Annotated in this window: 14 protein-coding genes; 1 reads left to right on the top strand and 13 read right to left on the bottom strand. The window is 38.3% G+C overall.

Annotated elements, in window-relative coordinates:
* Positions 1-43 precede the first annotated feature (43 nt).
* The 6 genes from ACM46_RS21705 to ACM46_RS21685 all read right to left on the bottom strand — a co-directional run bounded on the left by ACM46_RS21705 (position 44) and on the right by ACM46_RS21685 (position 4,445).
* Complete coding sequence (locus ACM46_RS21705) at positions 44-1,267, bottom strand: NADH-quinone oxidoreductase subunit D (protein WP_048508761.1); 1,224 nt, start codon at positions 1,265-1,267, stop codon at positions 44-46.
* 74 nt (positions 1,268-1,341) lie between these two features.
* Positions 1,342-1,836: an NADH-quinone oxidoreductase subunit C gene (locus ACM46_RS21700; protein WP_048508760.1), complete on the bottom strand. Its 495-nt coding sequence runs from the start codon at positions 1,834-1,836 to the stop codon at positions 1,342-1,344.
* A gap of 6 nt (positions 1,837-1,842) precedes the next feature.
* Positions 1,843-2,403 carry an NADH-quinone oxidoreductase subunit B gene (locus ACM46_RS21695; RefSeq protein ID WP_002983540.1) on the bottom strand — a complete coding sequence of 187 codons (561 nt, stop codon included), beginning with the start codon at positions 2,401-2,403 and terminating at the stop codon, positions 1,843-1,845.
* Positions 2,404-2,505: 102 nt separating this feature from the next.
* Positions 2,506-2,877, bottom strand: a complete 372-nt coding sequence (locus ACM46_RS21690; protein ID WP_048508759.1) for an NADH-quinone oxidoreductase subunit A — start codon at positions 2,875-2,877, stop codon at positions 2,506-2,508.
* A 121-nt stretch (positions 2,878-2,998) separates the two neighbouring features.
* Positions 2,999-3,175: a hypothetical protein gene (locus ACM46_RS23540; RefSeq protein WP_173426511.1), complete on the bottom strand. Its 177-nt coding sequence runs from the start codon at positions 3,173-3,175 to the stop codon at positions 2,999-3,001.
* Positions 3,176-3,311: 136 nt separating this feature from the next.
* Complete coding sequence (locus ACM46_RS21685) at positions 3,312-4,445, bottom strand: GNAT family N-acetyltransferase (protein ID WP_048508758.1); 1,134 nt, start codon at positions 4,443-4,445, stop codon at positions 3,312-3,314.
* A 105-nt stretch (positions 4,446-4,550) separates the two neighbouring features.
* Between ACM46_RS21685 and ACM46_RS21680 the strand changes: the two genes are divergently transcribed.
* Positions 4,551-5,261: a zinc metallopeptidase gene (locus ACM46_RS21680; RefSeq protein ID WP_048508757.1), complete on the top strand. Its 711-nt coding sequence runs from the start codon at positions 4,551-4,553 to the stop codon at positions 5,259-5,261.
* On the opposite strand, the gene ACM46_RS21675 is transcribed toward ACM46_RS21680, so the two are convergent.
* From ACM46_RS21675 to ACM46_RS21645, 7 genes are all read right to left on the bottom strand, one after another.
* Complete coding sequence (locus ACM46_RS21675) at positions 5,258-5,860, bottom strand: IMPACT family protein (RefSeq protein WP_048508756.1); 603 nt, start codon at positions 5,858-5,860, stop codon at positions 5,258-5,260. The genes ACM46_RS21680 and ACM46_RS21675 overlap by 4 nt on opposite strands.
* A 12-nt stretch (positions 5,861-5,872) precedes the next feature.
* Positions 5,873-6,793, bottom strand: a complete 921-nt coding sequence (locus tag ACM46_RS21670) for a hypothetical protein (RefSeq protein WP_048508755.1) — start codon at positions 6,791-6,793, stop codon at positions 5,873-5,875.
* 155 nt (positions 6,794-6,948) lie between these two features.
* Positions 6,949-7,131, bottom strand: a complete 183-nt coding sequence (locus ACM46_RS21665) for a bacteriocin-like protein (protein WP_048508754.1) — start codon at positions 7,129-7,131, stop codon at positions 6,949-6,951.
* 30 nt (positions 7,132-7,161) lie between these two features.
* The gene (gene ribD, locus ACM46_RS21660) at positions 7,162-8,217 is read right to left on the bottom strand and encodes a bifunctional diaminohydroxyphosphoribosylaminopyrimidine deaminase/5-amino-6-(5-phosphoribosylamino)uracil reductase RibD (RefSeq protein ID WP_048508753.1); all 1,056 of its coding nucleotides are present in this window, start codon (positions 8,215-8,217) and stop codon (positions 7,162-7,164) included.
* Between the two features lie 63 nt (positions 8,218-8,280).
* Positions 8,281-10,086: a DUF349 domain-containing protein gene (locus tag ACM46_RS21655; RefSeq protein ID WP_048508752.1), complete on the bottom strand. Its 1,806-nt coding sequence runs from the start codon at positions 10,084-10,086 to the stop codon at positions 8,281-8,283.
* A 75-nt stretch (positions 10,087-10,161) separates the two neighbouring features.
* Positions 10,162-10,899: a shikimate dehydrogenase family protein gene (locus ACM46_RS21650; RefSeq protein ID WP_048508751.1), complete on the bottom strand. Its 738-nt coding sequence runs from the start codon at positions 10,897-10,899 to the stop codon at positions 10,162-10,164.
* 61 nt (positions 10,900-10,960) lie between these two features.
* On the bottom strand, positions 10,961-12,751 hold the full coding sequence (locus ACM46_RS21645; protein WP_048508750.1) for an endonuclease: 1,791 nt from the start codon (positions 12,749-12,751) through the stop codon (positions 10,961-10,963).
* Positions 12,752-12,807: the final 56 nt, after the last annotated feature.

The raw sequence follows: 12,807 nt of genomic DNA, 5'->3' as shown, positions 1-12,807 counted from the left end.
GAAAGTCTTTTATCTTTCTTCTTTTATCTTTTTGTCTAATATATTATGCGTCTAATTCCCCCGCAATGATATTCATACTACACATGGTCACAATGGCGTCTGAAATTACAGAACCTGTGATCATTTCAGGATAAGCCTGATAATAGATGAAACATGGTCTTCTGAAGTGAAGTCTGTAAGGGCTTCTTCCTCCGTCGCTCACCAGGTAGAACCCTAGTTCTCCGTTTCCACCTTCTACAGCATGGTAAACTTCTCCTTTAGGCACATCTGTTTCTCCCATAACGATTTTGAAATGGTAGATCAAAGCTTCCATTTTCTTGTAAACATCTGCCTTTTCAGGAAGATAGAAATCAGGAACATCCGCGTGGAATGGCCCTTCAGGAAGGTTGTCGTATGCCTGGTTAATGATTTTAAGGGATTCCCAGATTTCCTGCTGACGAACCATGAAACGGTCGTACGTATCTCCTGCAGTTCCTACCGGAATGATAAAGTCGAAATCCTCGTAAGAAGAATAAGGCTGTGCCACTCTTACATCATAATCTACTCCGGCTGCACGTAAATTCGGACCTGTAAACCCATAGCTTAAAGCTCTTTCTGCGGAAATAGCTCCTGCACCAATGGTTCTGTCCATGAAAATTCTGTTTCTTTCCAAAAGGGTACAGAACTCTTTAAATCTTGGCGGGAATGTTTTTAAGAAGTCTTTTAATAACTCATGGAATTTAGGAGTGAAATCTCTTTCAAAACCTCCGATTCTTCCCATATTGGTTGTCATTCTCGCTCCGCAGATCTGTTCATACATATCATAAATACGTTCTCTTTCGATGAACATATAGGTAAGTCCTGTAATAGCTCCTGAGTCCATCCCGGTTACTCCGTTACAGATCAGGTGGTCACCGATTCTTGCCAGCTCCATCAATATAACACGCATATAATCTACACGTTTTGGAACTTCAACGCCAATCAGCTTTTCTACTGTCATATGCCATCCCAAATTGTTGATGGGTGCAGAACAGTAGTTCATACGGTCCGTAAGGGTAGTGATCTGAGCATAATTTCTTCTTTCGGAGATTTTTTCAAATGCTCTGTGGATATATCCTACCGTCTGCTCTGCGTGAAGGATTCTCTCTCCGTCCATCGTTAAGATATTCTGGAAGATCCCGTGGGTAGCAGGGTGGGTAGGTCCTAAATTGAGGGTATACAGTTGCCCGTCAATCTGTTCCTTACTTTCGTATTGGTTAAGTATATTAGATAATGAGTTATCTTTCATAATTTAAATGCTTTAGGCTATAGGCTTTAGGCTTTAAGCTTACCGCTTATTGCTTACTGCTTATTGCATTATTTTTATCTTCCGAACATATTATCGTCCTTATCTGTTCTTGTTCCATCTTCCAAACGGTATTCCTTCAGCATCGGGTGGTATCCGAGGTCTTCCATATTCAGGATAGGTCTCAGATCAGGATGTCCTTTGAATTTAATTCCATAGAAATCAAAAGTTTCTCTTTCCATCCAGTTGGCTCCGGCAAATAATTCCACCAAAGAATCTACTTCAATATTTTCTCTGGACATGAAAATTTTCAGACGCAATCTGAAATTAGCCATCATATTGTGCAGGTGGTATACTACTCCAATTTCCTTTTCCGGAAATTCAGGGTAATGAATACCGCAGATATCAGTAAGGAAATTAAACTCCAATGATGAATCTCTCAGATAGTGAATAATCTTTTTGATATCGTCTTTCTTTACTTCAACCGTCAACATTCCATAAGGCTCTGAACTCGAAATAACGGAATCCGGAAATTCTCTTGTGATGGCTTCTAGTACAAATTCGTTTGTCATTTTCCCTTAGTTGCTTATGTTGTAAGAATCTAATAATTTCTGATATTCAGGCATATCTCTTCTTCTGATGCTTTCGCTTTCCGCAAGAGCCTGAACCTGCATTACGCCTTCAATAATCTGCTCCGGTCTTGGAGGGCATCCCGGAACGTACACGTCTACCGGAATAATTTTATCAATTCCCTGCAAAACAGAGTAGGTGTCAAAAATACCACCGCTGGAAGCACAGGCACCAACAGCAACTACCCATTTAGGTTCTGCCATCTGTGTGTAAACTTCTTTCAAAACGGGTCCTAATTTCTTAGATATCGTTCCGCAAACCATCAGCATATCTGCCTGTCTCGGAGAGAAAGAGTTTCTTTCCATTCCAAATCGGGAAGCATCATACGTAGGGTTCAGGGTAGCCATAAATTCGATACCGCAACAAGAGGTAGCAAATGGTAGCGGCCAAAGAGAAAATTTTCTGGCCATCCCGATTACACTGCTCAGTTTCGTTGCGAAAAATCCTTCTCCTTCATATCCTTCGGGAGCAGGTGCATCTGTTCTTATTACTGGTTTTTTATCTGACATTTTTAGTAAATATTTAAAGATTGAAGTATTTAAAGATTCAAAAACTTAAGGATTACCCATTTTTAAATTATTTAAATAAATTAAATCTTTTAATGTTAAAATTTATTTATCCCAATCCAATGCACCGCGTTTCCAGACATAGAAAAACGCCATGAAGAAGATGGCTACGAACGTAAGTACGGCCAGGAATCCTTCAATTCCGAATTCTCTGAAATTAACTGCGTATGGGTAAAAAAATACGATTTCAATATCGAATAGCACAAACAGAACTGCAGTCAGGAAGTACTTGATGGAAAACGGTGTTCTTGCGTTTCCTTCTACAGGAACTCCACATTCCCAGCTCTGATTTTTTACAGAATTTCCTTTTTTCTGCTTTGGCCCTAGAAAATGCGCTCCAAGCAAGGAAACGGCTACGAATGCCACGGCTACACCTGCTTGAATCAGGATCGGAATATAACTTTCAGGTAAATTCATTTTTGCATTATTATCTCAATTTGCAAATTTAGCGAATAAACAAGAAAGCATGAAATTAATAAGCTTAAAAGTGGGATGAAAATAGGGAAAAGTGGTAATTTAGAATCAATAAAAATAGTATTTATTTCTTCATTTTTTTAAGGAGAGAATAGGCCATAAAGGAGATGTATCCGAAAAGGATGCTGGCAAGCATTATGTTAACAACTGTATTCATTCTGTCGTCTTCTATCCTGAAAAAGAAGTTGTAGGCGATAAATGCTGCGATGAGGATGGCGAAAACGATGAGATGTGGTTTCATGGGGTTCGGGTTACGGGTTACGAGATGCGGGGTGCGAGATTCGGATTAAGAGTTTTTTTTGTTGCGGGTTTTTGGGGTGCAAAATATGAGTTATCAGTTTTGGATTTGAAATAAGTCACTAATAACTCATCATTCATCATTCATCACTTATCATTAATGAATATGTTCTTCTTCTCTTGTGATTGACAGGGTTATAGTCCTGCCACAGAAGCTGGACGCTTTTATTTTCTTCGAGTTCCGGGTTGGTTTCTGCAAAATCAATTCCCATGCTCGTAAAACGCACAAAAATTTCTTTGAATATAATAGCGGTTACACCACGTCTCTGGTATTCCGGATGAATTCCGATCAGGTAAAAATTAGCTCTGTCGTTTTTCTTTCCTGCCTGTAAAAAATGCCACCATCCAAAAGGAAAGAGTTTTCCTTTCGACTTCTGCAACGCCTTTGAGTAAGAAGGCATGGTGATAGCAAATGATACCAGTTCATTGTTTTCGTCTACCACACAAATGACATAATTTTTGTCTATAAAAGGGAAATATTTCTCTTTGTAGGTCTTTATCTGTTCGTCCGAAATAGGGGTGTAGGTGGAAAGATGTTTATAGGTTTCGTCCAAGAGTTTAAACATTGGTTCTACAAAAGGTAGAATTTCCTGCTTCGACTTAAAATCAAGGACTTTCAGCTTGTATTTCTGAGCGATCAGCCCACTGAATTTCTCCACTTTTTCAGGCAGAACTTTCGGGAAGTTCATTTCATATTCTACCCATTCTTTTTCTTTGATCATGCCCAGGCTTTCCAGGTGTTCAGGGTAATAGGCGTGATTATAGATTCCAATCATGGTCGCCAGTTTGTCGAATCCCATAGTCAGCATTCCGGCTTTATCGAGATTGGTAAATCCCATAGGGCCTTCAATTTTGTCTATGTTGTTTTCTTTGGCGTAATCTATTGCTTTCTGAATAAGGGCTTTAGAAACTTCTTTATCATCGATGAAATCTATCCATCCGAAACGTACCTTTCTGATTCCCAATTCTTTTTCTTCTTTGTGATTGATCATCACTGCAATTCTCCCTACTACCTGATTGTTTTTGAATGCCAGAAACTGTCTGGATTGTGAATATTTTAAAGCTGGATTCTCTTTTTCATCCCATATTTTAAATTCGTCTTTAATAAAGGAAGGGACATAATAAGGATTGTTTTTATAAAGATCCATCGGAAACCTTACGAATTTTTTTAAATCGCTTTGGCTTTTTACTTCAATAACTGAAACTTCAGGCATAATGTAAGGGCTAATTAGAGAACAAATATAAATAATAAAATGTAATACTTTGGCACAGTTTTTACATCATTATGCTTAAATTTCAAACACAAAAATCTATATAAAATGACGGGTTATTATATCATTATCGGTATTTCAATGCTGGTGAGCTGGTGGGTTTCATCAAGGTTGAAGTCGAAATTTGAATACTATTCCAATGTACATCTCAGAAATGGTCTTTCAGGAAAAGAAGTGGCGGAGAAAATGCTTAGAGATAATGGGATCAATGATGTACAGGTGATTTCGGTTCCCGGCCAATTGACTGACCATTACAATCCGGCAGATAAAACAGTGAATCTTTCTGAAGGGGTTTATATGCAGAGAAATGCAGCCGCTGCAGCTGTAGCAGCCCATGAGTGCGGGCACGCAGTACAACATGCCGTAGGATATTCCATGCTGAACCTGCGTTCGAAACTGGTTCCTGTGGTGAATATAAGTTCTAATCTGATGCAGTTTGTCCTTTTGGCAGGTATCGGAATTATGGTAGCCACAAGATCTATTGATGATCCGAACGGAAATACTACTGTTCTAGCTATAGGCGTGGCAATGTTTGCCATGACTACACTTTTTGCTTTTGTCACACTTCCTGTGGAGTATGATGCAAGCAACCGTGCTATGAAATGGCTGAAAGACACCGGAACGGTTACTCAGGAAGAATTTGTAGGGGTACAGGATAGTCTGAAGTGGGCGGCAAGAACCTATCTTGTAGCGGCACTCGGATCGCTGGCTCAGCTTATTTATTGGGGTTCCTTGCTTCTTGGCGGAAGAAGGGATTAATCTGTAAATTCAAATGAAACATACTGCATCTCGGATAGTTTATCTGAGATATTTTCTTTTTGTGCCAGTTTTAAAGAAGCGGTCAAAATACAGTTTTCATCCGCATCAAAATTCAAAACCTTAGCATCGAATTTAGAAAGCAGAGTAAAGATGGTATTTTGCTGGTTGAAATTAAACTGGATTTCAATTTCTGTTTCCAGTTCTTTAGTAATGATGTTGGCTTCTTCAAGGGTGATTTTTGCACATTCCTTATAAGCCTTTACCAGACCGGAAACGCCGAGTTTTGTTCCTCCGTAATAACGAACCGAAATAACGAGAACATTGGTGACTTCATGAGCTAAAAGCTGATTGTAAATAGGAAGTCCCGCACTTCCGGAAGGCTCACCATCATCATTGGCCCGGTAATTTTCTCCTTCCAGCCCCATTCTGAAAGCATAGCAATGGTGAGTAGCTTTTGGATGCTCTGCTCTGACTTGTTCCAGGGCTTCTTTTAATTCTTTTTCATTATTGACAGGAAATGCAAATCCAATGAACTTGCTTCCTTTTTCTTTTAATAAAATATCCTGTATGGGTTTTTCTATGGTCTTGTATTCAAACATTTTCCGGGTACATTAATTGTTGTGCTGCTTCATAAAGTTGTTCTTCCATTTTTCATATTCCAGAGAGGGAAGGCCTATATTTCGGCGTCTTATATTGAAAGTGTCTTTTGGGTAATTTGTCGTAATTCCTCTTAAACGGATGGTATCTCTGGTTGTTTGTTCAAAATAGTTCTGCTGATACACGAGGTTGTATTTTCCCAGCATGAATTGTTTCATTTCAATAGGAGTTGCTTTTCCTTTTTTTAAATTTTCAAACAAAAGTGCCCGGAACTCTTTGTACTCGTCCGCCCGTGCAAAGTGGAGGTACATAACGGAAAGCATGATTCTTTCAAGATCTATTCTTCCCACGGTTGGAATGTCCGGATAGCCCTTGGTTTTAATAAGATGGAGCATTTTCTTTATATTGTCTTCATCTACCTGCGGCTCATCCTGTTTTGATCTGCTTTTCTGATCTGCAACGAACATTTCTTTCAGTATTTTCCTGTATTCCCAGTCGATATTTTTGATATGCTGTTGTTCAAGTGAAAGAAGTTCTGTATCAGAGAAGATATTCTGCAGAGTTTGGGTTAAAGCGGTTTCTTTTTTTAATTCTTTTACCGGAATACCCCAATCTTTTATGAGGCTTTGAATGTATTTTTTGGTGTCTATATTTTTTTTCAGTTTTTCAGCGAGCAGTACATAATTCAGGATTTCTGAAGAGGCAACCTGATTCTTCGGTTGATATATTCTGAATAGGCTATCCAGTTTCTGAAAAGCTTCCTCGTCTTTTTTTACCAGCATTAAACTGTCAACTTTATAAACTTCCAGATAATAAGGAATGTAATTGACCTCCTGAATATCGGTTTTTTCCTGATTCTCGCCAGTAATGGTCTTCTTTGAACTACACGAGATCAAAAATACAAGGGCTGTTATTGAGAAAAGGAATGTTTTCATGTTTTGTGTACGTTTTTAATCATTATGGATTATTAACGTGATAATGGTTTGCAAAAGTATAAAATGTGAGATAAGTTACACAACGATCAATAAAGAAGCCGCCAAATTATTTGACAGCTTCCTATTTTTTTATAATTCTATAAAAGTTTTTCTTTCTATGATCCGCAATAATCCAGCGGAAGCAGACACATGTAACTTGTAGGGCCGCAGAAATCCTGAGGGCATTTGTCTCTGCATCTGGTCGCTTCTCCGGTAGGTAACGTACAGTTTACAAATACTAATGCGCCACCGCTGATACTTTTTAAATTGATTCTTGAAATTTTCTTTAGATTTTTCATGTTAATTTTTTTTGAACGAAACTAATATAATCATTTCAGATAATATAATTCTCCATTTTGGGATAAATTAACATATCTGTTTATGGTATTATCACGAAGATTTTCTGTTTCATTGATATTCTGTTGGAATACCGGAGCTTTTGTCCCGTTTTCAAGTTTGAGATTTTCATTTTTAATAACAATAGCTTCATCCCAGATTCCGGCTGAAATAAACTGCTGTAAGGTATAGCTTCCCCCTTCGATAATGACGGATTGTATTTGTTCCTTATAAAGTGCAGGCATCAAATCGGGCAGGAAGTTTTCTTTTCCAACTCTGATAAATTTTATATTATTTTCCGTTCCTTCTTTTATGGAATTGATGACGAGCGTTTTGGCTTCATCATTGTAAATTTTAAAGTCTTGTGGAACTTTTAAGTCAAAATCTATGAGAATTCGTACAGGATTTACACCTTCAGCATTTCTTACGGTCAAACTTGGATTATCATTTAAAGCCGTTTGGGTTCCTACTAAAATAGCATGTTCATCTGCCCGTAACTGATGGACAAACTGATTGGCCAATGAATTTGAAATAGCAGTAGGCTTGAAATCCTTATCTAAGAACCCGTCTGCTGATTCTGCCCATTTCAGGATGATATAAGGTCTTTTCTTTTCGTGGTAGGTAAAAAACCTTTTATTTAACTGAATACATTCTTCTTCCAATACTCCGGAAACCACTTCTATTCCTGCATCCTGGATGATTTTTTTTCCTTTTCCGTTGACTTTATCGTGGGAATCCATAGCTCCGATTACTACTTTTTTGAATCCCAGTTCTTTAATTTTTAAAGCGCAGGGCGGCGTTTTTCCATAATGGGCACAGGGCTCCAGCGAAACATAAATAGTAGATTCAGGGATCAGATCTTTATTCTCTACGGAATTAATAGCATTGATTTCTGCATGATTTTCTCCTGCTTTATGGTGGTAGCCTTCACCTATAATTTTTCCGTTATGCACAATGACACTGCCTACAAGTGGATTGGGGTAGGTTTTACCCAATGCTTTTTGGGCGAGTTCGATGCATCTTTTGATATAAAGTTCGTCGTTGTTCATAAAATAAAAAGAAAAGGCGAAGACAAATTTCTTTGCTCCGCCTTTTTGTGTTGTTATACTTAATTAATCTCCGGCAATGATGTTGTGAAGATTCTGTTTTAAAGTTTCCAGATGAGCTCTCTTCTCGTCGATCGTGTTGAAAGTATCTCTCAGGAGAGGATTTTCTCTTGACGGGTTCTTGAAGAATGCCAGGTTGTTTTCCAGTTTCACAATTTCAGCCTCAAGATCAGAAATCTGGCTCTTGATTTTTCTTGCTTTATCTGTAAGCTGGTTTTCTGTCAGTCCTTCTTCTTTCAATTCAAGTTCATTGATTTTGTTCAGCTTCAGCTTTTCTCTCAGAGTTCTGTTGAATTCCGTATTGATGGCAATTTTGTCTCTAGGCACTTTTCCGATGTTGTTCCAAGCGGTTTTTATCGCTTCAATTCTTTCAATACTGCCTTCGTCGTTGGAAACCGTTTTAAGGTCTTCAAGAATTTCTTTTTTCTGCTTGTAATTTTCCTTCCAGTTATCGTTGGAGGCATTGTTTTTCTCTCTGTAATTGTTGAAAAACGTATTACATGCATCACGGAATTCGTCCCAGATTTTATTGGTCATGCTTTTTGGAACATGTCCTATCTTTTTCCAGTCTTCCTGAAGCTTTTTGAACAGAGGAACGGCAATGTCCCATTCTTCACTGTTCATATTATCCTGAGCGGTCTGGATCAGTTTCAGCTTTTCTTCAAGATTGGCTTGCTGAGAACCTTTCAGTGACTTATAATAGTTGTTTTTTGTTGTGTTGAAAGCTCTTAGCGTAGTTTTGAAATCATTCCAGTTTTGGTTGGAAAGTTTTCTTGGAACGCTTCCTGTTTTTAAAAACTCGGTACGGAGATCTTCCACTCTTTTAATTGAGTTTTGCCAGTAACCGTGGTTAGGCGTTTCGGAAGGTTCAGCCAGTTTTTTGATTTCTGCAATGATCTGGTTTTTCTTTTCCAGATTATCATTCTGCTCTCCTTCGATAGCTGCAGACAATTCAGATTTTCTTTCGTGTATTTTGTTGGAAATTTCTTTGAATTCTTCCCATGTTTTTTCACGGAATTCCTCGGCAACAGGCTCTGCTTCTTCTTTCCAGAGTTTATGAAGATATTGAAGCTCGTTCAGCGCTTTTTGAATGACAGGCTCACTTTCCAGCTCTTTAGCACGGGCAATGATATGCTGTCTTTTCTCTAAATTGTGGCTGAATTCCTGCTCAAGAAATTCTTTATTCAGATCCAGCATCTGATAAAACTGATTCAGGTGATGGAAATAATTATTGTTAAGGATCTTGAATTCAGATTTGGCCACCTGTCCGGCTTTGGACCATTCTTCTTTGATTTCACGGATGGATTTGAAAAGATTAGTTCCCGGTTCAGAGTTGGTATAAAGATTTTTAAGTCTTTCTATGATATTCTGGCGGTGATCCAGGTTTTTCTTCTGCTCTTCATCCTGAGATTTCTGGTAAGAATCGTGTTTTTCTCTGAAAATATTGATTAAAGCAGAAAATTTAGATTGTAAAGGATGTTCGTAGCTGAAGTTTTCAGGAGGGTTTCCGCCTTCTACATATTCATGTTTTTTATCTTCCACTTCATCATGGATGTAATGATTTGCTTTTTCCTTTAGCTGATTGAATCTTTTGAAGTTTTCACCGGCATTGGCCATATTGATGATAGACTCCATTTCTTTCAATGCGTCAGCCAGAGAAATATCATCGGCATGATCCTCTTCCGGGTGCTCTGCTTCATCATCATGAGCTATTTCCTGATGGGAAGTGTCGGCCTGTGAGGTTTCTTCCTGAGATACTTCGTTAGGATTTTTATTTTCTTCGTTTTCAGAAAGATTGTTTTCTGTAGTCATAGCAAATCTTTTATGTGAGTGGCGTTAATATCCTTTTGTATATAGCTGTAAAGCCAATTAAGGTACTAATTTAGGTTATTTTTTTTGAAAATTCCAAATTTCCCAAGCTTTTTCTGCTTGCTGTTCAAGCATATAATATCCGTTCACGGTTTTGGCTCCTTTTTCGGATGCTTTAATGATAAACTGGGTATAATTGGGGTTGTAAATAAGATCAATAATCAGGTGTTCCGGGGTGATTCCTTCAAAAGGAAACTTCAGACAGTCTTCCACATTCGGGAATGTTCCTACCGGTGTACACTGAATAATAATTTTATGATCACGAACCGTTTCTGCATCTATGTTTTCAAAGTTGATTTCAGAGTTTCTTGATATGGTGATCGAAGGAATTCCGTGTTTATCCATCACATATTTTACGGCTTTTGCAGCACCTCCGTTTCCAAGAATGAGCGCTTTATCCTGATGGTTTTTTTTGTGAAGAAGCAACGTTTTTTCAAAACCGAAGGCATCCGTATTGTACCCCGTTTTTTTACCGTCTCTGATGAGGACACAGTTTACAGCACCTATTTTTTCTGCTTCATCACTAAGGTTGTCGAGATAATCAATGATTTTTTCCTTGTATGGAATGGTCACATTGAATCCTAAAAGCTGTGGATCAGCCAGAAGATTTTCTACTTCATTTATTTCATTCAGATCAAAAATATCGTAAGTAAAGTCTTTCAGCATAAGCTTCTGAAACTTGTCTTCAAAGAATTTTTTGGAAAAAGAATAGGAAATATTCTTTCCTATCAGGCCTAATTTTTTATTGGAATCCATAGATCAAAAATAAAAAAAAGACCGAATAAATCGGTCTTTGTAATCAAATATTTTTTAAGGTTTAATCTACCATGAATTTAGTAGAGAAACTATCTGTTTTCAGGATGTAGTTTCCTTTAACAAGTCCTTTTAGGTTAATTTTATTGGAGTTTTTGAAAGGATTTGCAATCACTTCAATCAGTTTTCCTGAAAGATCGTAGATTTCAGCTTTTAAGATTTTGGTTAAGTTTTCTCCTTTCACAAATAATTCGTTATTTCTCACCGGGTTAGGGTAGATGGTGAATTCAGCTTTGTCTTTTTTCACATCTGAAGTTCCTAATGAACCGAAACATGTCCAGGTAAGATCATCCAATGCCACTCTGTTTCCGCTGGAAGATACAGGGTTTACAATTTTAATGACTACGTTTCCGCTTACATTGATGTTATTAATGGTTTGTGTAGATACTGCTTTGTCTGCCGTATAGGCTATTGTACCCACCTGTACATCATTGATTAATACGTTCAGAGTTCCTGCTGAGCTTCCATATTTCAGCTGGGTTTTTATTTCCAGATTCTGAATTCCTTCCGTCAGTGTTGAACTGGTTAAGTTACCATTTCTTATGGTGATTGCCTTTCCGTTAATTGTTTCATCCGTTCTTGCAGAAGTAGCCGTCCACGAGATATTGTTACTGGTCCATGTTCTTGTTAAATAACCTGAATCAGCAGCCGGAATATTCTGGAAATTCTCAGTTCCACAGCTTGTTCCGCCAGGTTGCCCGGCAAGTGTCGTTCCATCCGCACTGTTACTTTGCGGAGAGGAATTTCCTGCGGCATCTTTAGCAATAACGTAGAAAGTATAGGTTGTAGATGGCGCCAGTCCCTGAACGGTAGCCGTAGTTCCGGAAACTGTTATTTTGAATACACCGTTAGCATATACATCATAAGCGGTAACACCGATATTGTCTGTAGCAGCGGTCCAGCTTAAAGAAACTGTATTAGCAGTAGGGTTTTGAGTTACAAGATTGGTAGGAGCTGTAGGTGCCTGTGTATCTACAACCGGTGTTCCCCAGATCTGGTTAGCATAGGCCGGATTATCAATAAAAGGGTTTCTGTTTCCCTGATAAGTATAAGATGCATTGTTTCTGGCAATTTCCTCAGCAGAGACAGGATCCATTGCGTGCCATGCCAAAAGCTGATTCAGTTCCCATGTCTGAAGTCCCGGAAAAGAAGATCCGCCCAGCATATTTCCTGTACTGAAAGAAGAAAGTTCATTTTCATATCTTGTTACGAAATAGAAGATCATTCTTGCTACATCCCCTTTAAAAGCATCAATAGGTTCAAATACAGTTCCTCCATATCCCTGAGAGGAAGAGGTTCCAAGTTTAGATCCGTTATCAGAAGTATAAGAAGCATTTCCTACTTTTCCAAAAGGGAAATTAGATCTCATCCCATTTACTTTTCCGTCTGTTGGACGGATGAAGTGAATATCTGATTTCATTGGGAATCCTTGATTGAAAAGGCTTTGGGGAACGATGTGCTCTCTATTGTAACAATCTCCTTCATTAGAGTATTGTCCGCATTGGTTGGTTCCTAAATTGAAAGTATACGGATCCGGTCCGTTAGGGTTTTCGGAATAGATATCCAAGATCTTTCCGTCGTTTTCATAAAAATAATCACGGTCTGTTGTGGCATATCCGGTCCATAAACCATCATAACCTTTGTCCTGGTGGCCTTCTTTAATAATATTTCGAAGGGCTGTTTTAAGAGGAGCCTGGGTTAGCCCTGCAGCGCTGTCATAATAACCGGCAGGTGCCTGTGCTGATGCAAGAAAAATTGCAAAACTCAGCAGAAAAAAAGATAAAATTCGTTTCATTTCAAAAAAATTGGGCCGTAAAGGTACAAAAAATTGAAAGTGAAGGATATTTTATT

This window comes from Chryseobacterium angstadtii (assembly GCF_001045465.1).
Classification (GTDB): Bacteria; Bacteroidota; Bacteroidia; order Flavobacteriales; family Weeksellaceae; genus Chryseobacterium; species Chryseobacterium angstadtii.
Note: the sequence above shows the minus strand (reverse complement) of the source record. Positions and strands in the feature narration are given on the sequence as shown.

Excerpts from the sequence above, each read along its gene's own strand:
- ACM46_RS21705 (WP_048508761.1), bottom strand. The coding sequence starts at position 1,267 with ATGAAAGATAACTCATTATCTAATATACTTAACCAATACGAAAGTAAG.
- ACM46_RS21685 (WP_048508758.1), bottom strand. The coding sequence starts at position 4,445 with ATGCCTGAAGTTTCAGTTATTGAAGTAAAAAGCCAAAGCGATTTAAAA.
- ACM46_RS21670 (WP_048508755.1), bottom strand. The coding sequence starts at position 6,793 with ATGAAAACATTCCTTTTCTCAATAACAGCCCTTGTATTTTTGATCTCG.
- ACM46_RS21655 (WP_048508752.1), bottom strand. The coding sequence starts at position 10,086 with ATGACTACAGAAAACAATCTTTCTGAAAACGAAGAAAATAAAAATCCT.
- ACM46_RS21645 (WP_048508750.1), bottom strand. The coding sequence starts at position 12,751 with ATGAAACGAATTTTATCTTTTTTTCTGCTGAGTTTTGCAATTTTTCTT.
- ACM46_RS21675 (WP_048508756.1), bottom strand. The coding sequence starts at position 5,860 with ATGTTTGAATACAAGACCATAGAAAAACCCATACAGGATATTTTATTA.
- ribD (WP_048508753.1), bottom strand. The coding sequence starts at position 8,217 with ATGAACAACGACGAACTTTATATCAAAAGATGCATCGAACTCGCCCAA.
- ACM46_RS21650 (WP_048508751.1), bottom strand. The coding sequence starts at position 10,899 with ATGGATTCCAATAAAAAATTAGGCCTGATAGGAAAGAATATTTCCTAT.
- ACM46_RS21680 (WP_048508757.1), top strand. The coding sequence starts at position 4,551 with ATGACGGGTTATTATATCATTATCGGTATTTCAATGCTGGTGAGCTGG.
- ACM46_RS21695 (WP_002983540.1), bottom strand. The coding sequence starts at position 2,403 with ATGTCAGATAAAAAACCAGTAATAAGAACAGATGCACCTGCTCCCGAA.
- ACM46_RS23540 (WP_173426511.1), bottom strand. The coding sequence starts at position 3,175 with ATGAAACCACATCTCATCGTTTTCGCCATCCTCATCGCAGCATTTATC.
- ACM46_RS21690 (WP_048508759.1), bottom strand. The coding sequence starts at position 2,877 with ATGAATTTACCTGAAAGTTATATTCCGATCCTGATTCAAGCAGGTGTA.
- ACM46_RS21700 (WP_048508760.1), bottom strand. The coding sequence starts at position 1,836 with ATGACAAACGAATTTGTACTAGAAGCCATCACAAGAGAATTTCCGGAT.
- ACM46_RS21665 (WP_048508754.1), bottom strand. The coding sequence starts at position 7,131 with ATGAAAAATCTAAAGAAAATTTCAAGAATCAATTTAAAAAGTATCAGC.